We start from the raw sequence: 25,413 nt of genomic DNA on the forward strand, positions 1-25,413 counted from the left end.
GGCTTATCAAGGAGAGATCACAGGGCAGGCCATGACGACGCGCAATCCTATGCAAACACCGCAACAAACACACATGCAGCACCCGACGATGCATGATCCGCGTTGGCAACAAGTGCTGGCCCGCGATGCGCAGGCCGATGGCACGTTCTTTTACTCGGTGAAAACCACCGGCGTGTATTGCCTGCCATCGTGTGGGGCCAGGCAGGCGCGCCCGGAAAACGTGGCATTTCACACTAGCTGTGCCGCTGCTGAGGCCGCTGGTTTCCGGCCATGTAAGCGGTGTAAACCTGACCAATTACCTTTGGCTGACACCGCCGCAAAAGTGGCCATGGCCTGCCGTTTGATTGAAACCGCCGAGACCAGCCCCAGTTTGGCGCAGTTGGCTGACCATGTCGGCGTCAGCCGTTGTCACTTTCACCGCCTGTTTAAATCTGTGACCGGTTTGACGCCTAAAGCCTACGCCTCTGCACACCGGGCACAGCGCATGCGTCAGCAACTTGGCGCCCGCATGAAGATTAGCGATGCTATTTATGAGGCCGGGTATGGGTCGAGTAGCCGTTTTTATGAGACCGCCACTCAAACACTGGGCATGCAGCCTGCGCAGTATGTGAAAGGCGGTAAGCAGGCACAGATACGTTTCGCCCTGGCGCAGTGTTCACTGGGCGCGGTGCTGGTTGCCAGTAGTGCCAAAGGCGTCTGCGCGATTGCGATTGGCGATGACCCGGAACCATTGCTGCATGATTTGCAGGACAGGTTCCCGTCTGCTGAACTGATAGGCGGGGACGCTGATTTTGAGTCATTGGTGGCGACGGTGATCGCTTTTATAGAAGCGCCTAAACTCGGCTTGAATTTGCCGTTAGACGTGCAGGGCACGGTGTTTCAACAACGGGTCTGGCAAGCGTTGCGGGAGATTCCCTGCGGGACGACCGTGACCTATAGCGAGCTTGCCAGCCGTATCGGCTTACCCAAGGCAGTAAGGGCGGTGGCCAGTGCCTGTGCGGCCAATACGCTGGCGGTGGCGATTCCTTGCCATCGGGTGATTCGCCAGGACGGCTCCCTGTCTGGCTATCGCTGGGGTGTGGCGCGTAAACAGGCCCTGCTTACCAACGAGTCTACAGACCAACCACTTTTGCCGTAGCCGCCTATGTTTAAAACTGGTTATTCCACTGTGCCAGCCAGGTTTTAGTGGCGGCCTGATCCATGGGCCGGGCAAAATAATAGCCTTGCGCATAGCGGCAGCCAAGCTCACGCAAACCAATGGCGGCCAAGGTGTTTTCAACGCCTTCGGCAATGGTTTCCAGGCCCAGGCTTTCTGCCAGTTTGAGGGTGGAGGCGACTACCTTTCTCGACTTGGACGAGGTTTCCATGGTGGTGACAAATGATTTGTCTATTTTTAGCTCGGTAAACGGCAGTTTGGCCAGTTGTGCCATCGAGGAGTAGCCGGTACCAAAGTCATCAATGCTGAGCTTAAAGCCTTCTGCCCGTAGTTGCGACAGAATATGCTGTGCTTCATCGGGGTCGTGCATGGTGGCGGTTTCCGTCAACTCAAGAATGACTTTTTCCGGGGCCAGCTTGAAGCTTTTGCAGGCATTGACCAGGCTGTCTGCCAGCATCTGGTTTTTAATACTTTTTGCCGAAATGTTCAGCGAAAACGACAGTGCCGTACCGAGTGAGCGGATAAAGCTAAAGCCGCTTTCGATAACAATCTGTGTGAGCTGGTCAATTTGCCCGGTTTTCTCGGCGACGGGAATAAACAGCTCGGGTAGCTTGATGCCAAGTACCGGGTGCTTCCAGCGCAACAGGCCTTCAAAGCCAATGACTTTGCCGCTGAATAGCTCGATTTGCGGTTGATAAAATACGGTGAATTGATGGTTGTGGATAGCATCCGCGATCGTGTCACTATCGACAATGAATGACTGTGTACTGGCATCACTACTGGTGTGTGCATGCAGGTCAACCGAGACCTGGTCGTTGAGCAGGTTTCTTAAAATATGCTGGTGAAACGGCTGGTAAAGAATGCCGCGGATATTCAGGTTGTGCTCAATGGCGGCAAGCTGAACGGCGGGCAGGGTGTCTGTGCCTATGCCGCTGCTTAATATAATCGACGACTGGCAGTCGAGCTGCGCCAGTGTTTTTAGCACCTCTATGCTATTTATGCCGGGCATGACAATATCAATCGCCAGGTGTGTCGGTTTCCAGGCCAGAAACGCGTCGATAAACAAGGTGGCGTCTGCCACTATCCTGACTTCAAATCCCAGGCTCTTGGCTTCGCTGGCAATCAGATTGGCCTCCTGAATATCATCATCCAGGATTAACAGCGTGCTTGTACGCATTGCGCAACCCTCCTTTTTGATCTATTTAAATACTGATGGATAGATCCCGGTTTGGTTCGATTGAGTCTTGCAGGCGCTTAATACACAGCGCTTTCTTCATGTCATTCATGGCATCGTAACCGCATGGGCGATGGGTGAGCATGAAAGTTAAAGAATTGATATTAATATAGTTTTTGTGACAGTGGTAATTCTTATCAACTTTTAAGGCAAGGTTTTAACTGCCGCCCTGCGTGTAGCGGCTTAGGTGGTCGGTATTAATTTCGTGTCTGCCAGATAGGCTTGTACCTGCTCTTTAGGCATCGGCTTGGCAAAGTAATAGCCCTGAATGAGCTGGCAACCCATGGCCTGCAGAAAACGCACCTGGCTTTCAGTTTCGGCGCCCTCAGCCACACACTCCATATGCATGCCGTGGCACAGTGCCAGAATGGACCTGACGATGGTTTGGCTGGTGGTGTTGGTTTCAATATCCTTGACAAAACTGCGGTCGATTTTCAGTTTGTCCAGTGGCAGGTTTTGTACGTGGCTCAGGCTGGAGTAACCCGTACCAAAATCATCCAGCGCAACCTTGGCGCCCGCCTTGCGTAGCAGGCCGATATTGTCCCTGGCTGTTTCAAAGTCCTGCAATAAGGCGGTTTCGGTGATCTCGAACACAAAGCGGTCAGGGGCTAGCTGGCTAGTGTGCATCATGCCGATCAGCGCTTTAATCACAGCCTGGTTGGTGACATCGTAGGCTGATAAATTAAAGGAGAGCCGCATGTTGTCTGGCCAGGTGGCCATTTCAATCATGGAGCGGCTAAACATCAGCTTGGTAATATCGGCAATCATGCCCAGGCTTTCGGCCACCGGGATAAACATGGCCGGGGACACCGCGCCTATGGTCGGGCTCTGCCAGCGCGCCAGGCTTTCAAAAGCACACACTTCGTTGGCATCCATATCAATAATCGGTTGAAATACCGGGTACAGCTCGGCGTGTATATCTGCCGTACGCAAGGCCTGGTCTATACGGTTCAGGTGCATGCGCTCCTGTTCCAGTGTTTTGGAGTAAATCTCCAGATTGCCGCGACCGGTGCGCTTGACGTGGTACAGGGCAAAATCCGCATGCTCGTACAGGCTTTGCGCCGAGATATTGTCCTCGCAGATAATGCAGGCGCCGATAGAGGCTTTAACGGTAATCAGCAGGCCATCAATGCTGATGGGTTGTGAAATGGCCTGGTTGATATCATGTGCCACTTGCTTGAGTGACGCGTGTTCATCGTCGGTGACCAGGTGAAATGCAAACTCATCGCCGCCCAGTCGGTAAAACCGCACTTGTTCAGGCCGAACCTGGGCTAAGCGCTTGCCCACTTCAATTAATACCAGGTCGCCTATGTGGTGACCGTGCACATCATTGACCGGTTTAAAGTTATCCAGGTCTAAAATCCCTACCGCAAAACATTCGTCCGTTTGCCTGGCTAGCACTAATTGCTGTTCCACCTGGACAAAAAACTGTCGCCGGTTAGGCAGTTGTGTCAGCACATCCTGGTTGGCTAGGCGTTGATTGTCTTTTAATAATGCCTGCGTTTCATACGTGGCATTCACCCATTTATCGAACATGGTGGTACTGCCACGCATGGTAATGAGCATGCCCACCTCAAACACCATAATGAGCAAGGTCATTAAATGCGGGTGTTCAAAGCCACCGCGGTAAATGCAGGCGATGGCAGATGAAATCATCAGCAGGTTATAGGCGTAAGCGGCCGGGCCCAGCTTGCATAAGATAAATGCAAAACAGAATCCGTAGAGCGTATTGTGGAAAATCAGGAAGTAGTGGCCGAAGGTGTCGGTAAGGGGGTAGAGGTAAACGCTGCGCCAGAAGGTAAAAAATCCGGCAAGAATAAAGACGATAGAGGCGATTTCCAGTCGTTTGCGTATTTTATCGATGGACGGGCGTTCGTCGCGGTGCCAAAACCAGTACAACAGCAGGCTGCAACCAATCAGCATCCGGAGCAGCGGGGTCGCAATCGAGAGCGACCAATGCACCTGGCTATTCAAAACGATCATTTGAATGCTGAGTGCGCTGATCGCCGTGAAAATGGCGACGGGCACATCTTCAAGCAGGCTGTTATAGCGCGCTCGCAACACTTCATGGCTGGTCGTTTTAAAAAATGACATTGATTTTTTAGACTAATTATTGTCTTTTAGTGATGCAATATTAAGCATGCGCAGTGGGTTTCTATCCGGCAAACACAGCGCAATAAGCTTTCCAATTGTAGATTTGGTCTGGCCGCAAAAACTGGCAGCTATTTTCTGTGTCATGTTTTTATATGGTCCCGATCCGACTGTGATTTTACTTTTATTTCAATATATTTAAATGGTTTATTACAGCCATTTTTTAAAAAAGTGGTTGAAATAAACCGGAGTCATTTGCCAGTTTTTAAATGCATTGACATTTTTTAATTGAGAATCAATCTCTTATTGAATCTCAGGGTGATGGCATGTGTTTTGCAACAATCCAGCTATTCAAAGTAGGGTGGTGGAATATGAGCGAAACACTGGCTTGGTGCGGCATTGATTTAAAGTGGGCTTACACCGACGTCTTGCGTCGTATTGGTCGTCGCACGGCGTGTGTGCAACGTGCCAAAGATATCCTGCACGATGCGCTGGTGTTTTTTGCAGTTTCCAGTCATCCGGCTCGTGAAGAGTCGCCGCAGGCTTACTTGAATGGTATCGTCAACCATTTGCTGGTAGATGAGTTTCGCCATAGAACGCGGTTTGTCGATGAGGACCAGATTGACGAAGCTGCGCTGATCCTGGAATGCACACCCGAGCAATTGTATGAAACGCGGCAAAAACTGCATCACTTGCAACGTGTGGTCGATTTGCTGCCAGAAAAATGCCGCCAGGTATTCTGGCTCTATCATGTGGATGATATGAAGCAGCGCGAAATTGCCGCACAACTGAATATCAGCACCAATATGGTGGAGAAACACCTGATCCGTGCCATGCTGGATATCCGGGCATTTCAACAGGCGATCCATTAAGCCTGCCACTTATGTCTAAACCGCTCACGTCAAAATCATCCACAGCCAAGTCACTCACACTGAGCGAGATGGCTGCGCGCTGGTATTTACGTATGCGTGAGCATGCACACAACCAACGCTCTGCAGAGCATCATGCGTTTGAACAATGGCTGGCAGATGACCCTAGCCACGCCGCGGAATATGACAGCTTTGCCCATGCCATGCGCCAGCTTGACTCAGCTGAGAGCTTGTCTAGCCTGGCAGATGCTGCTGAGCAACAAACGTTTCTGGCCAATGAAGCCCGCCGTAAAGCCAAGCAACAGCGCCTGGCGCAGTTGATGGTGGTCTGCTTTATTTGTGTCGCTGGCTTTTTCTCGCACCAGCAATACCAGGTCTGGCAAGCCGCACCAGTGATGCAGCTGGCGGCACAAAACCCGGTGGGGAAAATCGTCACTAAAACACTGGATGATGGCACCAAAGTCACCTTGAGTGCCAAGAGCGATATGGAAGTTACTTATTACCGCCACCAGCGCCATGTGCTGCTCAAAGAAGGTGAAGCCATTTTTGAAGTGACCAAAGATCCTGAGCGGCCATTTGTCGTCGAGACGGATACCGCAAGAGTCACCGTGCTGGGAACACGCTTTGCTGTGAACCGCCTTGAGCAGCTGGTGCGTGTGAGTGTGGATCATGGCCGCGTCAAAGTCGAGCCGCAGCCGGAGCCGGACGCAGCGTCATCCGAAAGTCCATCATTGCTTTCACGTGAAATCACCAACGGCCAGGTAGCCGAGGTCTACCCTAACCGCGCCATGGTGCTGGTCAACCGCCCGGCCTCCGATGCCTTCGCCTTTCTCAAAGGTCGCCTGGTATTCGATCGCGCCGATACCAGCGAAATTGCCTATACCGTGTCGCGTTACCGCCGCAAGCCAGTGCAGTCGCAAGGTAAGCAAGTACGTAATATTTCAGCCGACATCAACATCCAGGACATAGACCAGTTTTTGCATGGCCTGCCCAATATTGCCCCAGTCAAACTGCAAGAAACCCCGCAATACACAGTGCTTCATTCCCAGCATTAATTTCACCCATCAAAAGCGCCTTTATGGGCGCTTTTCTTATTGATCTCAGCGATTACATTTTCTTTGCCAACCGCTTTTAGTTTTAAATGTAAATTTAAGTTAATGGCATCAGGTTTTTGCTGCGCTCACAGATGAGTCTTAGATAGGAGGAATCTGTGAAGACATATAAGAAAATAAATAGAAGAGGAATCCACACTGCGTTGACTGCCTTGAGCTTTATGGCAACGCAACCGGTGTGGGCAGAAGCATTGAATACTCAATTGCCCAAGCAGCAAGAGGAGGTCTTTGGTGTACCAGTAAACGTGGATATTCCAGCACAGCCATTAGCCAACTCATTGCACGACTTGGGCAAAGCCACGGGCATGAATATTTCATTCCCCAATGACGTCGTTTCCGGCAAAACTGCACCCGAAGTGCGTGGCCGCATGACGCGTAAAGAGGCTTTGTTGCGTGTGCTGAGTGAAAGCGGTCTCGAACCTAAGGTGGAAGGCAATAATATCTTTATTCAAAAGCCACCGAAACAAGACAAAAAAGATATTCAACTCGACAAAGTTGAAGTCCGTGCCAAACGCAGCTACGACATTGGCCCTTTGCGAGGTTTGGCGCTGACCAAAGAAGAAATTCCTGGCAACGTACAAAGCATTACCGCCAAAGAGATCAAAGAATCCAAAGCGGTGAGTTTGACTGACTTAATGAACAGCAAGCTACAGTCAGTGAACGTTAACGACTACCAAAGCAACCCTTTTCAAATGGATGTGACCTACCGTGGCTTTACCGCCAGTCCGCAGCTAGGTACTTCTCAGGGCTTGAGTGTGTTTTTAGATGGCATCCGCGTCAACGAACCGTTTGGTGACGTGGTGAACTGGGACATGATTCCCATGAACGCCTTGAACAGCCTGGACGTATTCCCCGGCTCTAATCCGCTGTTTGGTTTAGGCACTCTGGGTGGCGCCATCAGCATGAAAACCAAAAGTGGTTTTGATAGCAGCGAAGGCTCTGTGGAGTACCTCGGTGGCTCCTTCAAGCGTAACCAGTTTCAAGGTTCTGTGGGAGGCAATAACGGTGTTATTGCCGGTTTTGCTGCGGCCAATATTTTCAGGGAAGATGGCTGGCGGGTGAATTCACCCAGTGAGGTAAACCAAATTTTTGGGAAGGCTGAATGGCGTAACGACAGTGTGCAGCTTGGCCTAAGTATGCTCTACGCAGGCAACAAACTCATCGGTAACGGTTTGCTACCCACTGAAATGGCTAAGCAGGATGGCAGCCAGATTTTTACCAGCCCGGACGAAACCAAAAACCGTTTGCTGCAATTTCAGCTTAATGGCATTTGGGATGTGAGTGACACTTTCAATATCACTGGCCAAGTTTACAGACGTAAGAGCCGCAGAAATGCGAGCAATGGTGATGTGAACCAGAACTTTGGTGGTAGTGCGACCAGAAGACCTAATTCTGGCGAAAATCTGGCCAATGGTGTGCCTGACTTTGATGGTGATGGCTTGCCAGATATTGATATCAACTCTGGCAATATCACTTATGAAAACCTCGCAGCAAAACTCGTTTTGGATGAAGCAAACGGAACGTATTTGCCAACTCTGCTAGATATTAATGGAGAGCCAGAGTATTTTGGTATAGATGCAAATGGCAACGTTTTAGCAAACTCGGCATTCTCTGCCTACGATTCGACCTCCCCGACTGGCTATGATATTAATAAGTTAGTTGTTGGCACTAACGGCAATATTCAGGCTAATCCAAATCAATCGCTAGATGCGAGTGGCCGTCCTGTTTGGACAAACAATCCAGCTCCGGCTCTCACAAGTGCCCCGGCATTTTCGCCTGAATTCTATCAATATGCATTGAGAGTTTGGGAAAGAAGACTGTTGCAGGACTTTGATCCTCCCCGTTCTGATGGTCAGATTTTTGATCCTCAATATGCTAGCTATGTCTACAAGGATGCTAATGGTTTTTTATTTTCCGGGGGCTCATATTTTGTAAGTGCAGTAGACCCTGTTACGGGCGCCTCACTGCTTAGACCATTTTCAGGCGTTAATCCAGGTTTAGCTAAGCCATTAGGCCTTATTGTGACGGATTCAAACGGAACGCCGATAGATCGCAATGGCGCCGATTGCAATTCCGGGCAGATCGGGCAAGGTAGATGTTCTGGTTATGTCGAGGGCACGCCGACAGCGCTGATTACCCAAACCGAGATTGACCAAACCACAGATGGTGCTTCGATGCAGCTCAATTGGAATCTCGAGAAGCATAAATTCATGTTGGGCGCATCGATTGATGCTGCTGATGCTACTTATGAAAGCGGCCAATATTTAGGATTGTTTGATAGTAAGCGAAGAGCTTTTCGTGATCCTAGTCAGCTCGGTTATGAGTTTTATGCGGCTGATCACCGCATTGATTTAAATAACTTTGCTGGTAATAGCGCGACCAAAAGTGTCTATTTTAGTGAAACCTGGACGCCTAAAAAAGAATGGGCATTCACAGCAGCTGGACGTTTTAATTACACTAACATTAAAAATGAACTTGCTATTAATAATTCATTAGGTTTGCTAGGCCCGACGGCATTCAAAAACTTTTATCAGGATACCGTCTTGTGTCCTGATACGAATGGTAACGGTACGTTGGAGTTGGAAGAGTGCCCTGCAGGGTCTCTTTTGCAATTCAGTCCAGAGTTAGCCATGGGGCAAGGAGTGCTAGGTAAAGGCGAAATTGAGAAGTTTACTTATCGCTCCTTTAATCCTAGTTTGGGCGCAACTTGGCAGCCAACCGAAACACTCAATTTATATGGTAACTGGAACAAGGGTGCACGTACGCCTAGCGTGATCGAGTTGGGGTGTGCATTTGATGATACCCCTGTTTATAACCAAGACCCTGTTACGGGTGAGTTGATATTTGTAGGCCCTCGCTCACTGGCAGAGCGTCGCTTCTGCAGTCTGCCAAGCACCCTTTCAGGCGACCCATATCTAAAACAGGTTCGTTCTGAAACTATCGAGTTTGGTGGGCGTGGCAATTTGACGCCATCGATCCAATGGAATGCTACTGCCTATCAAACCGACCTCACCGACGATATTTACTTCGTATCTTTTACTGCGGACCGAAGCTTTTTCCAGAACATCGGCGACACACGTCGTCGCGGCATTGAGCTCGGTTTACAGGGTAGGGCTGACAATTGGGGTTTCCGAGTTAACTACTCTTTGACTGATGCGACCTTTCAAGAGCGTTTTATGATGGCCAGCCCGAATAATAGTAGTGCAGGGAACGTTTCTGGGCGTGGGAACGGCTATGAGCAAATTACCGTTTCTCCTGGTAATCGTATTCCAGGTGTACCACTGCATAACCTCAATGCCACTGTTAGTTATGACATTACGCCTGATTGGACTGTGAGTCTGACTGGTATTTTGCACTCAGAAAGTTTTGTGCGGGGTAACGAGAACAACAAGCATCAAGCAGGCACTGCTAATTCACGTTATCTAAGCTGTACTGCACCGACCGTGATTGATGGTATTCAGTATGGTAATGACACATGTGCAACCCGGATAGATAGCCCCAACTTTCGATACCCAGGTAAGGTGCCAGGCTATGCAGTCTGGAACCTCAAGACCAGCTACAAAATCACTAAAAATCTGACGGCAGGCTTAATGATCAACAATCTTTTTGATCGTGAATATTACAGCGCAGGCCGGTTAGGCATTAACCCATTCTCGCCATCTATCAACGGTGCGATTGGCCCTGGTGGGTTCAACTACAACAGCAATGATTGGATGGCGAGTACATTTCTAGCATCCGGAGCACCTAGGTCAGCATTCTTTACCCTGACTTATGACTTCGATGTTGGCAGGTAGAGTTGGGAGAGAGTTAGCCGAATGATTTTTTATGGAGGGGCATTTGTGAACTGGAATGCCTAAAGCCATCAGTATTCAACCGCATTCAGATTAGAACTCACGAGGCGCTAACAGGGTGTGGTGAATTGGTGAAGCAGTACGCAGGCAGCCACAAATGCCTGCTCATTTTAACCTTTTATTAGGAGCATGTTAATGAGAAATCAATTACTAAAGTTGGCCGTGATTGCAGCATTTGGTGTTTCAGCTAATGCATTTGCAACAGGTTTGGAAAGCTTGCCTGCAGCAGGTTTTACTGTAAGCGCAGGCACAAACCAAGCGGCAGGTACGACAGGTTGGCGTGAATGCAATACCACAGGCTTGTACGGTAGCTTGGATTACACAGCCCCAACAACGGGTGCCAATAATACCTGCGCAGTTTTCCCATCAGGTGGTAATGATCCAGGCACCCCAGTTTCTGGTTTTACCAATGTCACACTAGTCACTGCTAAACAAAGTGTAACGATTACAGCTAACGGTGAAACTTTGGCGACTATGCGTCAACGCGTCTATCGAAACTCCGCAGCAACAGAGTGCGTATTTGAAAAACGCTTCGTCATGGCGACAACGGGCACTTTCGATTACAACCCGCAGTTGTCTGGTAGTCAGCGCTTGGAAGTCAACGATTACGTATTGGGTGGTTTTAGTGGCACTACTGATGTAAGTGCTGGCTATTACCACTCTGCCAACACAGATTCTCCGGTATTCAGAATGGGTCGCTCTTTTACCTCTGTGCAGATTCAAGGTAACGATTTTGACGCAGCGACAGCCTTGAATACCGGTTATGTACGCCGTCCGGTAAACAGCCCGGCACCTGCTTCTGGTACAGAAATTAATGGTGTTGGCCAAACACTAGTGAGCCCGGGCACACCAACAGCAGCACAACAAACTGCTGAGATTCGTACCAACTGGGTGGACTTTACTGTAGATGTGACCGGTGGCGTGGATGAAGACGGTACAACAGCAAAAGATAGCCCATTCTTGTATGTTCGCGCAGGTTGTGGCTCAGGTTCAGACACAGCTATTGGCGGTCCTTTTCCAACTACCAACAACACCGTACGTATTCGCCAAACTGGCCAAGAGTCTCAGCCATGGGTCACTGTGGTCACCAATGGTGTGACTCGTAGTAGTGCTAACGCAAACTTCTAATTTCAGTATTCATTAGTTTGTTAAGCATGTAACTCATTGCCAGCGGTGTTGTTTGCTGCTGGCAACCCCTGCTTTTACGGGAGCGATGAAGTGTTAAAAACAAAGCGTTTTAAATTAATACCATTGTTAGGATTGTTTTTTTCTTTGATTTGCCAGGCTGAGTTTGTTGATTTGCAGCCTAACAAGGGCTCTGCTTATGTGGCATGTAATACCACTGGTGAGTTTGGTTTGAAAGAAAGTGCTGCGCCAGATATGGCACAGAAAAAGAATACCGCATGTGCGGTAGTTAATGACCTGTTGCTGGCTAGTCCAATGAATGCGCCACTGGCCGGTTTTAATATGGTGGGGATGATTTCGCGTGGAATCGCGCCACCGGCACCTGAAGGCAACGATAGTGAAGAGTTTGCTACGCTGACCGATACGATCTGGTGGAACAAAGACACCAAAGAATGCATTTTCGGCACCCATGTGCTGATGAAAGAGCCCAAGTTAAGCCATGGTGAACAGTGGGAAATCAACGATATTGTGCGCGGTGGTTTTGCTGGTCGCCCTGTGTCAGTCGCCTACTTTATGAACCCCAATCCTAATGCCACCTATGGCATGCCGGAAGCCCTGTACCGAGCTGGTCGCAGCATGACTTCAGTCAAGCAAGCTGGTTTGCCAGATTTGAACACTGCGCCTTATCACGATGGGTGGGTGGATTTCACCACGGATGTGAGTTTTGTTGACCAGGATGGTTCGACACGCAAAATGACGTCCATGTTGTATATCAAAAGCCATTGCGATAGCAAAGAGCCAGATGAGAAAGAAGGGGCGATTCGTTTGCGCACCACGGGTCAAAACGGACAAAAAGCATTTGAAGTCGTGCTGCCAGGGTTGGTGCCAGCAGGTGCAATCCTGGATTAAAAGACCTCTATCTTTTCGCAAGATTAATTTTAGAAAGTGACGACGATGAAAATGGCGAAATTTAAGCAGGCAGGTTTTACCTTGCTGGAGTTGCTGGTGGTGATGGTGATTATCGGCTTGCTGGCAGGTTACGTGGGCCCCAAGTATTTTGCCCAGATTGGTAAGTCGGAAACCAAAACTGCCAAGGCACAAATCGAGGCCTTGTCGCGTGCGCTGGATACTTACCGGCTAGATACCGGTCATTACCCGGCGACGGAACAGGGCTTGGCGGCACTGAATCGCAGACCGGATGGTGAAGCGAAATGGCAAGGTCCCTATTTGGCCAAAGGTGTGCCTGCCGACCCGTGGGGCAGGCAGTATCTGTACCGGTATCCCGGCGAGCATGGTGATTATGATGTGTGGACGCTGGGCAGTGATGGCGCCGCTGGTGGCCAGGATGCTGATAGCGACGTCGGTAACTGGTAGCGTTTTAACCTAAACCGCCATGAAGTTTGAATTAAAAGTATTACAGGGTGCACAGGTCAGTTGGCTGACTGTGGATGCCATGGACCGCCAGGCCGCGCTGCAGCAGGCACAGTCACAGGGCTATGGCGTATTGCAGGTGCGATCGGCGCGGGCACACGGCTGGCCGCAATGGCCACTGAAAACGCAAACGTTTAACCTCAGCCTGTTTAGCCAGGAGTTGCTGACGTTATTGGAGTCTGGCCTGAGTTTGATTGAAGCGATTGAAGGTCTGGCTGAAAAAGAGCAGCAGGATCATGCGCGTGCGGTGTTAACCCAGTTGCGCACCGCTCTGTTTGAGGGCTTGCCGCTGTCGCAGGCGCTGGCCTTGCAGCCCAGCGTATTCAGCCCATTGTATATCGCGCTGATCCGCGCCAGTGAGCGCACGGGCGACATGGTGCATGCCTTGCGCCGCCATGTGGCTTACCAGTCACAGGTGGAGGCGATTCGTAAAAAGATTATCGCGGCCTCCATTTACCCAGTGTTACTGATTGTGGTGGGCGGCCTGGTCGTGCTGTTTCTGCTCGGTTATGTGGTGCCGCGCTTTAGCACCATTTATGAAAGTGGCGGTGACAACCTGCCCTGGGCCAGCCAGATGCTGTTGCGTTGGGGGCAACTATTGCAAGGACATGGTGAGTGGGTGCTGCTGGCCACTGTGGGCATGGCGGCCACCTTGTGGCTGCTGTTTTCGCGCCCGGCCAGCAAAGCCTGGCTCATGCAGCGCGTGTGGCAAATCCCCAGTTTGGGCGAAGCCTTGCGCATTTACCAGTTGGCGCGGTTTTACCGCACGCTAGGCATGTTGTTACAGGGAGGAATTCCCTTGCTGACGGCCCTAGGCATGGTGCAATCTTTGTTGCCGCAAGAGTTGCAACTGGCTTTGCAGCGCGTGATTGCCGAGGTGCGTGAAGGCAAGGCTTTATCGGGCAGCATGGAGTCACATGGACTGACCACTTCAATCGCCAACCGCATGCTGCGTGTCGGTGAGCGCAGTGGGCAACTAGATGACATGCTGGGGCGTATCGGCGTGTTTTATGACGAAGAAACAGCGCGGCGGGTGGAATGGCTGAGCAAGCTGCTGGAACCCGCGCTGATGGTACTCATCGGCCTGATTGTCGGGCTGGTGGTGGTGTTGATGTATATGCCGATTTTTGAGCTGGCAGGCGCAATAGAATAGGAAACGCCATCGCATGAATATGCAGGATTTACCACTCACCGGGCAGATGCCGCCACCACTGGCGACCGCATTATTGCCGCAGGCACGCCAGTTGGCGCAACAAAGCGGCCGTCAGTTGATGGAGGTGCTGGAGGAGTTGTCTGGCCTGGCGCCCGATGTGTTTGTGCAAGCACTTGGGCAATGCATGCATTACCCGACGTTAACCGCGCTCGACTTGCATGCCATGCAGCCCATGTTTGAGCTGTTGCGTTTTGCGGATGCCAGCACCTTACATGCGGTATTAATGCAAAAAACCGATCAGTCGTTGCACCCAGATCAATCGTTATACCTCGTGCTGGCTGACCCTTTTGACGAAGCGTTGCAATTACGCTTGCAAAGCATGGTACGCCTGCCGGTACAGTGGTGCCTGGCGCATCGCAATGATATTGCGGCCTGCCTGCAATTTCATGAAACACAAATGCGCGCGATGGACCAAGTGCAACACAGCGACAGCGCGGGCCATGAGGAGGAAGCGCCTGTCGAGGAACTGTCGCTTAAATCCATCAGCGAAGACAGCAGCCCGGTGGTGCGTTTTGTACGCTCGACTTTGTACGACGCGCTCAAGGCAGGGGCCAGCGATATCCACCTGGAATCCACCATCCATGGCCTGCGCGTTAAATACCGTATTGATGGTGTGCTGAACGAGGCTGGGGGGCTGAGTGGCGTGATGCAGGCCGAACAAGCCATTTCGCGCATCAAGGTGATGTCTGAGCTCGATATTGCCGAGCGTCGCATTCCGCAGGATGGGCGCTGCAAAGTGCACGCCCTGGGTCGCGAGATAGACCTGCGTGTCTCCATCATGCCCAGCGTAGTTGGTGAGGATGCCGTGTTGCGTGTGCTGGACCGTAAAGCCCTCAGTGAAGCGCAAGGCATCAGCCTGGAGGTGCTGGGCTTCGCCCCGGACTTGCTGGCGCAGATCCGGGCGCAGGCAGAAGCCCCTTATGGCATGTTGCTGGTGACCGGGCCCACCGGCAGTGGCAAAACCACCACCCTCTACGGCATGATTTCCGAAATCAACCAGGGCCAGGACAAGATTATCACCATTGAAGACCCGGTCGAATATCAACTTCCTGGCGTGCTGCAAATCCCGGTTAACGAGAAAAAAGGCCTCACCTTTGCGCGCGGTTTGCGCTCTATTTTGCGTCACGACCCGGACAAAATCATGGTCGGTGAAATCCGCGATGGCGAAACGGCGCAGATTGCCGTGCAGTCTGCGCTCACCGGACATTTGGTACTCACCACCGTGCATGCCAATAACGTGTTTGATGTGATCGGCCGCTTCACCAATATGGGCGTGGATGCTTACAGCTTTGTCTCGGCGGTCAATGTCATCCTCGCCCAGCGACTGGTGCGTGTGATCTGCCCGTTTTGCAAAGTAGATGATGTGCCGGAACCCGTATTGTTAAGCAAGTCAGGGCTGACGATGGAGAGCACGCAACACTACCAGTTTAAAAAAGGCCAGGGCTGCGGCCAGTGCCATGGCAGCGGCTACAAAGGCCGCAAAGGTATTGCCGAATTGCTGCTGTTTGATGACCGCATGCGCGAACTTATCGTTGCTAAAGCGCCTATCAGCCAGATCAAGGCCCTGGCAGCCAGCACGGGGACGCGTGCGATGCGTGATTCTGGCCTGGCGCTGGTGGCCGCAGGCGAAACAACTTTGCAGGAGATTAACCGTGTTACAGCACTCTCCTGACCCGGGCTGGGATTGCCGCCTGGCCGATAGCCGACGCTGGTGGCAGGCATGGACTGCGCCGGAGTTGCGTCTTGTCATCACTTGCGACGCATTGGAAGTGTTCCAGTTTCAAAGCGCCTGGTGGCCGAGCCGTCGCCCGCAGCTCCTCAGCCATCAACGTTATGCTTTACCAGGCAATGCGCACGATCTCTTGCCGCCAGACGCATTGTGGCAAGCCCTGCATGAGGTATTGGCGCCATTGGCAGGCCAGCGCTGGCACGTGGTGGTGGTACTTTCCAACCAGTATGCGCGCTGGCTGGTGTTGCCGTGGCAAGCTGACATCCGCTCGCAGGCTGACCAGGCTGCCTATTACCAACACGGCTTGCAGCAGGCGTTTGCCAACGATGGCCAGGATTGGCAGATTGAGGCGCAGCCGGGGGCGTATGGCCAGCCTATCTTGCTGAATGCACTGCCTGCCGCATTATTGGCAAAGTTGCAGGCCTCACTGGCCGAATATCGTTTGCCCGCTGGCATCATCACTGCCGCGTGGACACTGGCCGCTAACCAGGCTTTGCATACCATGCGTCAGCAGGGCTTTTCAGCGAATGGCTGGATTGTGTGTCGTGAGTCCAGCCACTTAACTGTGGCTTGCCTGATGCAGGGTGAATGGCAGCAGATTCGCCAACTGCCTGTCGACACGCATTGGCGGCAGACCTTGGTGCAGTGGTTGTCGCGCGAGCAGGTCATATATCCCGAACGGGCAGCGTTGCCCATCTTTTTGTCACCAGCCGAGCCTAGCGGCGCTACACCGCAATCCATGTTGCCGTTTCAGGTGGTGGATTTGTGCAGCAGGCTGGGTCAACCATCCCAGCCTGCAACGCAACGGAGGATGGCGTAATGCATGTTCGCTTCAATCACGCGCCCGGTCGCCTGCCAGGGCCCGCGGCCACGTTGGTTGGCCTGATCTTGCTAGGCAGTCTGGCTAGTCTGGCGGTGGTGTATCAACAGTTGACTGAGGAAAACACGGCTTTGCAGCAACAATGGCAAACGCGTTTATCGGTACAGGCAACCAATCAGCAAACCGTGCGTGCACCTGTGGTTAATCCGGCACTGGCGGCGGATATCGTCGAGGCACAGCGACAGATACACACCCCGTGGCTCGCTTTGTTAGGTGACCTCGAGCGTGCCCAGCAAGCCCAGTTGTACTGGCTTCAACTCTCCCCAGACGCCAAGCGTAAACAGATCCGCATGACAGTGCTGGCACAGCAGCGCCAGCAAGGCTGGGCGTTAGTAGAGCGTTTGAAAAAACAGTCTGCGTTAATGGACGTGAAACTCAAGGCCAGCGAAGCGACCGAGGTGAACGGCTTGCGTATGACCACCTTGCATGTGGAGGCTGGATGGCAGTTCTAAATCACGCTATGCAGCGCGTTCACTACTTGTGCCAGCAAACCTTAAGCACGCATCGCTGGCTGGCCGTGATGTTGCTAGTCACTGTGTTACTGTCCGGGCTGGTGGGGCATGCCTGGTGGCGTGGGCATACCTTGCAACATTCCTTGCAGCAAATGCCTGCACCCACTAAGCGGCCATTGCCTGCCCTGCAGAGCAGGCCGCAAGTGGTGAGCGTATTGCAGACCTGGCCTAGTGAAGAGGAGGCTGACCGCATTAGTGCCGAGATCCTGGCAACGGCAGATGCGATGGGCATGGTGTTCGAACGGGCAGAATTTCAGTCTGCCACTGTTGAACATTCTAGTTTGCAGGTGCAACGCATCAAGTTGCCTCTCAAGGGCGATTATTTGCAGGTACGCCACTTTTTGCAGCAGGTGTTGCAACACTACCCCAGCCTGGCATTAAGCCAGTTCAAATTGCAACGCAGCGATGTGTTACAGCCTGAGCTTGAGGCATATGTGGAGTTCAGTTTGTATACACGTAAGCGAGGCCAGACATGATGCAGCGCGGATTACTTTGGGCCGCACTGGCTTGCACGTTACTGGCATGTTGGTGGGTAGAGCAAGCTGAGCAGGCACCGGTTGCGGCTGTACAGCCGCCTCAGCGTCATGTGAGCCTGGCGCAGGCCTTGCCTCAAGCGGTCGTGCCGAAACGTATCTCAGCACCGCAAAACGTCTCAATATCGGCAAGCATGACTGCCGTCGTCGACGATAATGCGATCGACCTGTTTGCAGTGTTGGACATGCCGTCCGCCGACAGTGCCGAGGCTGCCACGCCTGAAGCCGTGAATCCTTATACCTATGCCGGTCGTTTGCAAGAGGATGGGCGCTGGACCGTGTTTTTAACCGATGGCCAGCAACAATACGTATTACATGAGGGTGACCGCTTTGCTGAAGGTTGGCAGGTGGCAGTGCTGGATCAACAAAAAATCGTGCTGCAACATGCGGCCGAGCGCTTTGAAATCAGGCTGGATAACGGGGTGGTATTTTGAACAAGCAAGTGAATCAAACGTATAGTCATTGGGCCTGGTTGTTGGGTTGTCCGTTGTTATTAGCCAGTTGCAGCAACCTGCTGCCCGCACAGCAAACTGGCGATGCCACGCTGGAGCAGGCCAGGCTATATGCCGCACGCGGCCAGGATGATGAAGCGATCCAGTTGTTGCAACCGTTGGTCGATCAGTACCCGCGCCAGCCACAATACAAAAACTGGCTGACGTTGTTGCAGGAGAAAAAACTGCAAAAGCAAGTGCAGCAAGCCGATAGCATGCTGGTTGCCCAGCAGTACGATGCGGCGGCCGAGGGTTACCAGCAGGTGTTGCAAGCAGCGCCGAATAACCGTGCCGCCAGTGACGGTTTGCAAAAAGTGCAACTGGCGCGCCAACATGCCGCCCAGATCGCGCAAGTGAAGACGGCGATGATGGCGGAAGACTGGGCCGGGGCCGAATTTGGTTTACGCAGTATCCTGGCTGAACAGCCAGCGCATGCTGAGGCGCGGCAATTATTTGAGCAACTGGAGCAACAAAAAAATGAGCGCAGCAGTGTGGTGCGGCCATTGCAGTCGGCGCTGAAAAAGAAAGTCACGCTGGAGCTTAAAAACACGCCGATTAAAAATGCCTTTGAATACCTAGGCAAGGCTGGGGGCCTGAATTTCTCGTTTGACCAGGAGTTGAATGAAGGCATACGCGTCAATGTGCTGCTGCGTGACACACCGATTGAGCAGGCGCTGGATGTAATTCTTACCAGCCACCAGTTAGGTAAAAAAGTACTTAACAGCAATACCTTGCTGATTTATCCTCAAGCACGCGCCGCGCAATATGAAGAGCTGTTTGTGCGCAGCTTTTACCTGACACATATGGATGCCAAACGTGCGCTCAACATGATGAAAACCGTATTGCGTGCCAGCGATGTCTATATGGATGAAAAGCTGAATACGCTGGTGATCCGCGACACCATGGACCGCATCAAGGTCGCCGAAAAACTGATTGCCTCACAGGACCTCAATGAGCCTGAGGTCATGCTGGAAGTCGAGGTGATGGAAATCAACCGCCGTAACCTGGAAAATCTGGGCATCCAGTACCCAACCCAGATTGGCGTCGGCGTGCAGGGCAACGCGGCCGGTAGTAGCAGCGGTACACAACCGCAAGCAGGCAAACTGACGCTGACTGAATTGCGTAATTTTAATGGCAATCTGGGCGTGTTTTCGATTAATGATCCCGCCATTGTGCTCAACCTGCTGCATCAGGATACCGACACCAATTTGCTGGCCAGCCCGAAAATCCGCGTCAAAAACCGCGACCGCGCCAAGATTCATGTCGGTGACAAAATTCCGGTACTCACCAGTGTGGCCAGCGCGCAGGGCTTTGTCAGCCAGAATGTGAATTATATTGAAGTCGGCATTAAGCTGGATGTCGAGCCAGTGATCCAGATGCAAGACCAGGTGAGTATCAAGGTCGGCATGGAAGTGAGCAATATTACTGACCAGGTCACCACCAGTTCTGGTGTGCTGGCGTATACCATCGGTAGTCGCAACGCCAATACCACCTTGCAGTTGCGCAATAACGAAACGCAGATTCTGGCCGGACTGTTCCGTGACGATGAGCAGAAAACCCGCCGTAAAGTGCCGGGGTTAGGCAATTTGCCGTTGATAGGCAAGTTGTTCAGCAGCAACAATGAGGATAAACGCAAAAACGAAATTGTGTTGCTGATTACACCGCGCATCATGCATAACCTGAGCCCGGCCAGTTCGGTCTATAGCCTGATTCCTTCTGGCATTGCCGCTACGGCAAACCCGTTAGGCACAACGGGTGCACGAGCAGTATCAGCCTCAGACGCGATGCCATCCAGCCCAATGGTTATGCCGCAAAATACCCCAGCCGACCGCGCGAAAGTAGATACCAATTTTGCCGATCAATTGATCAACTCCGCACCTCCCAATCCTGCAGCCAGTCCCAACACCATGATTATTCAAGGGCAATAACATGCTTGTTGCAAACCGACGATCACGCGGCTTTACTCTGGTCGAGCTTTTGGTCATGCTGGCATTACTCGCCTTGCTGGTGACCTCGGCCAGCCCGGTGTTGCAACTGAGTAGCAAACGCGACAAAGAACGTGAGCTCAAGCGCGCCTTGTGGCAAATCCGTGATGCGCTGGATGCCTACAAAGATGCGGTAGATCAGGGCCTGATCAAGAAAGCGGCTGATGGCAGCGGATATCCGGCCAATCTGGCCATCCTGGTGACCGGGGTTGAAAATACGCAGGATCCCAAAAAGAAAAAACTGTTTTTTTTAAGACGCATTCCGCGTGACCCGTTTGCGGCGGATACCGAACAAAGTAACGCGGGCACCTGGCGTATCCGCGCTTATGACGGTGCGCTCGATGAGATGGCGCAGGACGTGTATGACGTCTCTTCGCGTTCCCTCGCTATCGGCATTAACCAGCAACCTTACAGTGAGTGGTAAAACCATGAAGCGCGGATTTACCCTGATTGAAATGCTGGTGGTGCTGGCGATTCTGGCCATGTTGCTGACCATTGTGACGCCCAAATTCATGCATATGTTGCAGCGCTCGAAAGAGACCAGTTTGCGGCATGATTTGCTCACCATGCGCGACGCGATTGATAAGTTTTACAGCGACAAAAACCGCTATCCGGAAACGCTGAGCGAACTGGTAGAACGCCAATACCTGAAAGCCATTCCACCGGACCCGATTACCGAACGTATGGATACCTGGGTGATTACCTTGCCGCCCAATATTGACGAGCAGGGCAGTGTCTTTGATGTGCATAGCGGCTCTGCGCTGGTGGCCGCAGATGGTACGCCCTATGCGCTGTGGTAAGTCCTCCACCAGCGGCTTTGTGCTGATAGGCATGTTTATGCTGATCATGCTCAGTGGCCTGGTCATGGTGCAAGCCAGCATGCGCTGGCAAACCCAGGTGTTGCGCGAGAGAGAACAAGAGCTGCTTAAGGTGGGCCTGGCCTATCGCGATGCCATCGGCCGCTATTACAACCAGACGCCGGGCGTGGTAAAAACGTTTCCGCCAACGCTGGAAGTACTGCAAGAAGATACCCGCTTCCCGACAGCGCGCCGTCATCTGCGCAAAGCCTATCTTGACCCCATCACGCAACGCGAAGGCTGGGGTCTCGTCATGGCCCCCAGCGGTGGCATCATGGGCATTTATAGCCTGTCAGACAAATTGCCGTTTAAAACCAAAGGTTATCGCGGCGAGTTGCAACATCTGAACGACAAGCGCTATTACGGCGAATGGTACTTTGTTTATTTGCCGCAATCTGTCGCAGCCAATACTGGCAGTATGTGATTAGCTGTTTATGTGTAAATTTTAGTTAACAGCATCAGGATTTCGGCGCTCCCAGCGATTAAACATATGAAGGGATGTAAATGTGAGAAATTCCCGGTATTGACGGGCATTTTTCCTGTGCAGGATGCTGAGGTCGGTCAGACGGAATCTTGCATGCAACACATCTCAATTGTTTTTTCTGTATTTTGATAATGGAGCTCGCTGTGGATTTAGTGCCTGATATTGTTGATCTTGTGTTGTATTTGCTGGGCGTGCTGTCGGTGCTGGTGTGGTCCATCATCATTATTAAAAGTTGGGCCTGGTTTAAGTCGCGCAATGAGACGAACCACTTTTTATCTGAGTGGCAGCAGGTGAAAACCATTTATGAGTTGCCCAAGATTATTTCGCACAGCAATAGCAGTTTCGCACGTTTATGTGATGCCGGTATGCGGGCGATGAATGAGGCGATGGCGAACTCTGTGTTGCGCAGAAACGAGCGCCAGGAAGTGATTTTATTATCACTCAAGCAGCAAGCCTATCTTGAGCAAAAACGCATGGATGGCGGCGTGGCGGTGTTGGCGAGCATAGGCTCTACGGCGCCGTTTATCGGTTTGTTTGGCACGGTGTGGGGCATTATGAATGCGCTTAAAACCATCACGGCGACTGGCTCTGCCGGGTTGGACGTAGTGGCCGGGCCCATTGGTGAGGCCTTGATTGCCACCGCGATTGGCATTGCCACGGCGGTGCCTGCGGTGCTGGCCTATAACTATTTCATGCGTAAGCAAAAGGTGCATAGAGCCGATATGGAGCAAGTCGCCAGCCGTTTTCAATCATTGCTGACACAGTCAGGCGCAGAGGGCTAACATCATGGCGATTTTAGGCGACAGTGACAATGAAGACCTGGTGAGCGAAATTAATGTGACGCCACTGGTGGATGTGATGCTGGTATTACTGACGGTGTTTATCGTCACTGCACCTTTGCTGATGAATGCGGTCAAGGTCAAACTGCCACAAGCCAGTGCCGAGGTTGCGATCACTACGCCCAGAACGGCCCACATCAGTGTCACTGATGCAGGCGATGTGTTTCTCGACCAACAGCGACTGGCGATTGAGGGATTGACGACTGAGTTGGGCCAGCTCAAGCAACGCCATGACCCTGCGGTGGAGATTTATGCCGATGAGCATGCGCAATACGGCGTGGTCGCCAAAGTGTTAGCCGCTATACAGAGTGCAGGCATCAGCAAGTTCAGTTTTGTCATGTCGCCAGAGACCAGGAAATAAAGGCATGAGCAGCCTGATTTACCCTGAGCAACAGGATTATTCGCTCGTTTGGCGGGCGGTGATCGTTTCGCTGGCCTTGCATGTGCTGGTGGTTGCGGTGTATCCGACGCTGAGCCAGATTCAGCTACCCAAAATGCCAGAAAGGCTGGAAATCGAGTTTTTCTCTATCAAAGCTGCGCCACCAACAACGCAAGTGACGCCGCCTGCTGAGACCGTTGCGCCGGTGGAACCACCTAAGGCGACGCCTACGCCTGTTGTGAAACCACAAACGCCGACAGAAACACCAAAGCAGGTATTGGCTGCACCATCCAGCCACGAGTCAGATTACAAGGTGCCAGAGCAGGTCGCCCCCGCCAAGGCTGAGCCTGCGCCAGTCAACCCAGCACCCAGTGTGAGTGCGGCGGAGAGTGCACAACATGCTACGAATGACGCGCCGGCAAAAGACGCCAAGCCCAGTGTGGCTGCCAGCACTGCACAGGCCAGCAACGATACAGACGAGTTAAACGCCAGTGACACGGATGCCTGGGGTGATTATGGCGAGCAATTACGCGATCTGGTGAGCAAGAGCAAGCAATATCCGGCGATTGCCATCCGCCGCCATCTTGAAGGTGAGGCGTCAGTAGTTGCCCAGTTTGTGCGTGGCGAGTTGGTGAGTGTGTCGTTAGCGGGCAGTAGCAAGCATGTGCCGCTGGATGAAGAAGCCATGCGCATGGTGAAAAAGGCCATTGCACAGTTGGGTGTGAAAGATAGCCTAAGAAAGAAGAGCTTCAAAATAACGATACCAGTCAATTTTAAACTGGAGTGATCCGTTCGCGGTTTCCCGAAGGCTGGCGTAACTAGAAAGTAAATCCCTCACTTTCGCTCAACAGTGACGCCTGCTCTATGTGCCCCCTGTTATTTGCCAATTTTCCTCCGGCAAGTGCAGGGGATTTTTTTGCCTAATATAGGTGAATGCTTAGTGATGCATTAACTGGTTTTGTACGAGTTCGCTCAACCAGTCCATAAAAATTCTCACCCTTTTAGATAGATTCCGACGGTGAGGAAACAACAGTGAAACTGTCATGCCTGGTGCAGTGAATGAGGGCAATATCTCCACTAACTGGCCGCTGGTTAGCATGGCCATGGCGCCTAGCTTGGGCGCTTGCATGATACCCAACCCGGCAGCGCAGGCAGCTCGGTAAGCATCGGTGTTGTTGACGCAGATGCGGCTGGGCATTTTCACGCGATGGAGTTCTCCGTCTAACTGATATTCAAACGCATCAAAGCGGTTGTTACTGCTGGTCTGGTAGTGAATCAAATAATGTTGCTGCAAATCGTCTATGCTTTTGGGCGTGCCGTATTGGGTGAGGTAAGACGGGCTGACGAAGTTGCTTTGCTGCATCTCGCCTATCTTGCGCATGATCATGCCAGATTCTTCGACCTCGCCGGTTCTGACTACGCAGTCGTAGCCTTCACTGACCAAGTCGACTTTACGGTCTTCGCTGCTGATTTCTATATTGAGGTTGGGGTGGCGCTGCAAAAAAGCGGGTAGGGCGGGGATCACTAAATGCCGGGCCATGGGCTGTGACATATTCACCCGGACGATGCCTGAGACCTGGCTGTCATCGCGCATGAACAAGGTTTCCAGTTGCTGAATGGCTTGCGATATGCTGGCTTTAGGCAGGCCCAGGCTATCGGCCGCTTTAGTAAAGCTACCGAGTTCGGCGACGCGCATAAAACGTTTCAGGCTTTCGGTGCTGTCTATCATGTGTGTTTTATTGTTCGTTTATTGTGAACAGTATAATCATTAATAGCTGATTTATCTTTAATTTTAAGATCAATAAACTACGCACATCTTTGATCAACACAGGAGAATGAGCATGACTAGAATTGCATTGATTACAGGTGGTAGCCGCGGGTTGGGTAAAAATACTGCGTTGGCGATGGCCAAGCAGGGCATTGATGTGGTGCTGACTTATCAAAGCAAGCAGGCGGCTGCATTGGAAGTCGTCAATGAGATTCATGCCTTGGGGCGCAAGGCGGTGGCTTTACCACTGGATGTGGCACAAGTAAAAACGTTTGATGCGTTTGCCAGTGCCTTGAAGCAAGCGTTGCAAACATCTTTTCAGGCGGAAAAGTTTGACTTCCTGATTAACAATGCGGGTACTGGTCTCACCGCTCCCTTTGCTGAAACGACGGAACAGGTCTTTGATGACATGGTGAATATCCACCTGAAATCCACTTTCTTCGTGACGCAGAAGTTGCTGCCATTGATCAATGATGGTGGCCGCATTATCAATATCTCCAGTGGCCTGGCACGCTTTACATTGCCCGGCTACAGCGCTTATGCGGCGATGAAGGGCGGCATTGAGGTGTTGACGCGTTATATGGCCAAAGAGCTGGGTGCGCGTCAGATTGCGGTGAATACGGTGGCGCCGGGGGCGATTGAAACTGATTTTGGCCAGGGACTGGTGCGTGATAACAAAGAGGTGAATGCCTATATTGCCGGGCAAACGGCGCTTGGCCGTGTGGGCGTGCCGGATGATATTGGCCCCATGATTGCAAGCCTGTTGTCGGAGAATAATCGCTGGGTGAATGCCCAGCGGATAGAGGCTTCCGGCGGTATGCTCATTTAATCCTCCAGTATGAAACAGGCAGCTTGTGGCTGCCTGTTTTTATTC

The 25,413-nt window shown here is 52.0% G+C and carries 24 protein-coding genes; 21 read left to right on the forward strand and 3 right to left on the reverse strand.

Features of this window, described 5'->3' with window-relative positions:
* The first annotated feature begins 31 nt into the window (after positions 1 to 31).
* Entirely contained in the window at positions 32 to 1,138 is a 1,107-nt protein-coding gene (ada, locus tag INP79_RS03520; RefSeq protein ID WP_370583218.1) for a bifunctional DNA-binding transcriptional regulator/O6-methylguanine-DNA methyltransferase Ada, read from the forward strand.
* 10 nt (positions 1,139 to 1,148) lie between these two features.
* On the opposite strand, the gene INP79_RS03525 is transcribed toward ada, so the two are convergent.
* Both INP79_RS03525 and INP79_RS03530 read right to left on the reverse strand, forming a co-directional pair.
* Positions 1,149 to 2,333, reverse strand: a complete 1,185-nt coding sequence (locus tag INP79_RS03525) for an EAL domain-containing protein (RefSeq protein WP_194752945.1) — start codon at positions 2,331 to 2,333, stop codon at positions 1,149 to 1,151.
* 240 nt (positions 2,334 to 2,573) lie between these two features.
* A complete protein-coding gene (locus tag INP79_RS03530; protein WP_194752946.1) occupies positions 2,574 to 4,484 on the reverse strand; it encodes a bifunctional diguanylate cyclase/phosphodiesterase in 1,911 nt (636 codons plus the stop codon).
* 323 nt (positions 4,485 to 4,807) lie between these two features.
* Between INP79_RS03530 and INP79_RS03535 the strand changes: the two genes are divergently transcribed.
* The 19 genes from INP79_RS03535 to INP79_RS03625 all read left to right on the forward strand — a co-directional run bounded on the left by INP79_RS03535 (position 4,808) and on the right by INP79_RS03625 (position 23,558).
* Positions 4,808 to 5,353, forward strand: a complete 546-nt coding sequence (locus tag INP79_RS03535) for an RNA polymerase sigma factor (protein ID WP_228519701.1) — start codon at positions 4,808 to 4,810, stop codon at positions 5,351 to 5,353.
* 11 nt (positions 5,354 to 5,364) lie between these two features.
* Positions 5,365 to 6,405 (forward strand): FecR domain-containing protein, encoded by a 1,041-nt coding sequence (locus INP79_RS03540; protein ID WP_228519702.1) that lies wholly within the window; start codon positions 5,365 to 5,367, stop codon positions 6,403 to 6,405.
* A 218-nt stretch (positions 6,406 to 6,623) separates the two neighbouring features.
* Positions 6,624 to 10,256: a TonB-dependent receptor domain-containing protein gene (locus tag INP79_RS03545; protein ID WP_194753839.1), complete on the forward strand. Its 3,633-nt coding sequence runs from the start codon at positions 6,624 to 6,626 to the stop codon at positions 10,254 to 10,256.
* 192 nt (positions 10,257 to 10,448) lie between these two features.
* Positions 10,449 to 11,441, forward strand: coding sequence for a hypothetical protein (locus INP79_RS03550; protein WP_194752947.1), 993 nt, complete (start codon positions 10,449 to 10,451; stop codon positions 11,439 to 11,441).
* A gap of 144 nt (positions 11,442 to 11,585) precedes the next feature.
* Positions 11,586 to 12,347 carry a hypothetical protein gene (locus tag INP79_RS03555; RefSeq protein ID WP_194752948.1) on the forward strand — a complete coding sequence of 254 codons (762 nt, stop codon included), beginning with the start codon at positions 11,586 to 11,588 and terminating at the stop codon, positions 12,345 to 12,347.
* A gap of 45 nt (positions 12,348 to 12,392) precedes the next feature.
* Positions 12,393 to 12,812, forward strand: coding sequence for a type II secretion system major pseudopilin GspG (gene gspG / locus INP79_RS03560; protein ID WP_194752949.1), 420 nt, complete (start codon positions 12,393 to 12,395; stop codon positions 12,810 to 12,812).
* A 19-nt stretch (positions 12,813 to 12,831) separates the two neighbouring features.
* Positions 12,832 to 14,022 carry a type II secretion system F family protein gene (locus INP79_RS03565; RefSeq protein WP_194752950.1) on the forward strand — a complete coding sequence of 397 codons (1,191 nt, stop codon included), beginning with the start codon at positions 12,832 to 12,834 and terminating at the stop codon, positions 14,020 to 14,022.
* A gap of 13 nt (positions 14,023 to 14,035) precedes the next feature.
* Entirely contained in the window at positions 14,036 to 15,754 is a 1,719-nt protein-coding gene (locus INP79_RS03570) for a GspE/PulE family protein (protein ID WP_194752951.1), read from the forward strand.
* Positions 15,735 to 16,631, forward strand: a complete 897-nt coding sequence (locus INP79_RS03575) for a hypothetical protein (RefSeq protein ID WP_194752952.1) — start codon at positions 15,735 to 15,737, stop codon at positions 16,629 to 16,631. Before INP79_RS03570 ends, INP79_RS03575 begins: the two co-directional genes overlap by 20 nt.
* On the forward strand, positions 16,631 to 17,143 hold the full coding sequence (locus tag INP79_RS03580; RefSeq protein WP_194752953.1) for a hypothetical protein: 513 nt from the start codon (positions 16,631 to 16,633) through the stop codon (positions 17,141 to 17,143). The genes INP79_RS03575 and INP79_RS03580 overlap by 1 nt, the downstream gene beginning before the upstream one ends.
* Complete coding sequence (locus INP79_RS03585; RefSeq protein WP_228519703.1) at positions 17,131 to 17,679, forward strand: hypothetical protein; 549 nt, start codon at positions 17,131 to 17,133, stop codon at positions 17,677 to 17,679. Before INP79_RS03580 ends, INP79_RS03585 begins: the two co-directional genes overlap by 13 nt.
* Positions 17,676 to 18,170: a hypothetical protein gene (locus INP79_RS03590; protein ID WP_194752954.1), complete on the forward strand. Its 495-nt coding sequence runs from the start codon at positions 17,676 to 17,678 to the stop codon at positions 18,168 to 18,170. Before INP79_RS03585 ends, INP79_RS03590 begins: the two co-directional genes overlap by 4 nt.
* 8 nt (positions 18,171 to 18,178) lie before the next feature.
* Positions 18,179 to 20,155 carry a tetratricopeptide repeat protein gene (locus tag INP79_RS03595; RefSeq protein WP_370583219.1) on the forward strand — a complete coding sequence of 659 codons (1,977 nt, stop codon included), beginning with the start codon at positions 18,179 to 18,181 and terminating at the stop codon, positions 20,153 to 20,155.
* Position 20,156: 1 nt separating this feature from the next.
* On the forward strand, positions 20,157 to 20,636 hold the full coding sequence (locus INP79_RS03600; RefSeq protein WP_194752956.1) for a prepilin-type N-terminal cleavage/methylation domain-containing protein: 480 nt from the start codon (positions 20,157 to 20,159) through the stop codon (positions 20,634 to 20,636).
* Positions 20,626 to 21,012, forward strand: a complete 387-nt coding sequence (locus tag INP79_RS03605) for a prepilin-type N-terminal cleavage/methylation domain-containing protein (protein WP_194752957.1) — start codon at positions 20,626 to 20,628, stop codon at positions 21,010 to 21,012. The genes INP79_RS03600 and INP79_RS03605 overlap by 11 nt, the downstream gene beginning before the upstream one ends.
* Positions 20,999 to 21,493 carry a type II secretion system protein gene (locus INP79_RS03610; RefSeq protein ID WP_194752958.1) on the forward strand — a complete coding sequence of 165 codons (495 nt, stop codon included), beginning with the start codon at positions 20,999 to 21,001 and terminating at the stop codon, positions 21,491 to 21,493. The genes INP79_RS03605 and INP79_RS03610 overlap by 14 nt, the downstream gene beginning before the upstream one ends.
* Positions 21,494 to 21,696: 203 nt before the next feature.
* Positions 21,697 to 22,335 carry a MotA/TolQ/ExbB proton channel family protein gene (locus INP79_RS03615; protein ID WP_370583220.1) on the forward strand — a complete coding sequence of 213 codons (639 nt, stop codon included), beginning with the start codon at positions 21,697 to 21,699 and terminating at the stop codon, positions 22,333 to 22,335.
* Positions 22,336 to 22,339: 4 nt separating this feature from the next.
* On the forward strand, positions 22,340 to 22,753 hold the full coding sequence (locus tag INP79_RS03620) for a biopolymer transporter ExbD (protein WP_194752960.1): 414 nt from the start codon (positions 22,340 to 22,342) through the stop codon (positions 22,751 to 22,753).
* Positions 22,754 to 22,757: 4 nt separating this feature from the next.
* Complete coding sequence (locus tag INP79_RS03625; protein ID WP_194752961.1) at positions 22,758 to 23,558, forward strand: TonB family protein; 801 nt, start codon at positions 22,758 to 22,760, stop codon at positions 23,556 to 23,558.
* 150 nt (positions 23,559 to 23,708) lie between these two features.
* On the opposite strand, the gene INP79_RS03630 is transcribed toward INP79_RS03625, so the two are convergent.
* A complete protein-coding gene (locus INP79_RS03630) occupies positions 23,709 to 24,500 on the reverse strand; it encodes a LysR family transcriptional regulator (protein ID WP_194752962.1) in 792 nt (263 codons plus the stop codon).
* A 112-nt stretch (positions 24,501 to 24,612) separates the two neighbouring features.
* On the opposite strand from INP79_RS03630, the gene INP79_RS03635 reads away from it, so the two are divergent.
* The gene (locus INP79_RS03635) at positions 24,613 to 25,368 is read left to right on the forward strand and encodes an SDR family NAD(P)-dependent oxidoreductase (protein WP_194752963.1); all 756 of its coding nucleotides are present in this window, start codon (positions 24,613 to 24,615) and stop codon (positions 25,366 to 25,368) included.
* Positions 25,369 to 25,413: the final 45 nt, after the last annotated feature.

Origin of the sequence: Methylophilus sp. QUAN (assembly GCF_015354445.1) — a bacterium.
In the GTDB taxonomy this organism is placed as follows: Bacteria; Pseudomonadota; Gammaproteobacteria; order Burkholderiales; family Methylophilaceae; genus Methylophilus.

Excerpts from the sequence above, each read along its gene's own strand:
- INP79_RS03565 (WP_194752950.1), top strand. The coding sequence starts at position 12,832 with ATGAAGTTTGAATTAAAAGTATTACAGGGTGCACAGGTCAGTTGGCTG.
- INP79_RS03635 (WP_194752963.1), top strand. The coding sequence starts at position 24,613 with ATGACTAGAATTGCATTGATTACAGGTGGTAGCCGCGGGTTGGGTAAA.
- gspG (WP_194752949.1), top strand. The coding sequence starts at position 12,393 with ATGAAAATGGCGAAATTTAAGCAGGCAGGTTTTACCTTGCTGGAGTTG.
- INP79_RS03630 (WP_194752962.1), bottom strand. The coding sequence starts at position 24,500 with ATGATAGACAGCACCGAAAGCCTGAAACGTTTTATGCGCGTCGCCGAA.
- INP79_RS03545 (WP_194753839.1), top strand. The coding sequence starts at position 6,624 with ATGGCAACGCAACCGGTGTGGGCAGAAGCATTGAATACTCAATTGCCC.
- INP79_RS03530 (WP_194752946.1), bottom strand. The coding sequence starts at position 4,484 with ATGTCATTTTTTAAAACGACCAGCCATGAAGTGTTGCGAGCGCGCTAT.
- INP79_RS03540 (WP_228519702.1), top strand. The coding sequence starts at position 5,365 with ATGTCTAAACCGCTCACGTCAAAATCATCCACAGCCAAGTCACTCACA.
- INP79_RS03550 (WP_194752947.1), top strand. The coding sequence starts at position 10,449 with ATGAGAAATCAATTACTAAAGTTGGCCGTGATTGCAGCATTTGGTGTT.
- INP79_RS03620 (WP_194752960.1), top strand. The coding sequence starts at position 22,340 with ATGGCGATTTTAGGCGACAGTGACAATGAAGACCTGGTGAGCGAAATT.
- INP79_RS03525 (WP_194752945.1), bottom strand. The coding sequence starts at position 2,333 with ATGCGTACAAGCACGCTGTTAATCCTGGATGATGATATTCAGGAGGCC.
- INP79_RS03535 (WP_228519701.1), top strand. The coding sequence starts at position 4,808 with ATGTGTTTTGCAACAATCCAGCTATTCAAAGTAGGGTGGTGGAATATG.
- INP79_RS03610 (WP_194752958.1), top strand. The coding sequence starts at position 20,999 with ATGCGCTGTGGTAAGTCCTCCACCAGCGGCTTTGTGCTGATAGGCATG.
- INP79_RS03570 (WP_194752951.1), top strand. The coding sequence starts at position 14,036 with ATGAATATGCAGGATTTACCACTCACCGGGCAGATGCCGCCACCACTG.
- INP79_RS03600 (WP_194752956.1), top strand. The coding sequence starts at position 20,157 with ATGCTTGTTGCAAACCGACGATCACGCGGCTTTACTCTGGTCGAGCTT.
- INP79_RS03580 (WP_194752953.1), top strand. The coding sequence starts at position 16,631 with ATGCATGTTCGCTTCAATCACGCGCCCGGTCGCCTGCCAGGGCCCGCG.
- INP79_RS03585 (WP_228519703.1), top strand. The coding sequence starts at position 17,131 with ATGGCAGTTCTAAATCACGCTATGCAGCGCGTTCACTACTTGTGCCAG.
- INP79_RS03625 (WP_194752961.1), top strand. The coding sequence starts at position 22,758 with ATGAGCAGCCTGATTTACCCTGAGCAACAGGATTATTCGCTCGTTTGG.
- ada (WP_370583218.1), top strand. The coding sequence starts at position 32 with ATGACGACGCGCAATCCTATGCAAACACCGCAACAAACACACATGCAG.
- INP79_RS03590 (WP_194752954.1), top strand. The coding sequence starts at position 17,676 with ATGATGCAGCGCGGATTACTTTGGGCCGCACTGGCTTGCACGTTACTG.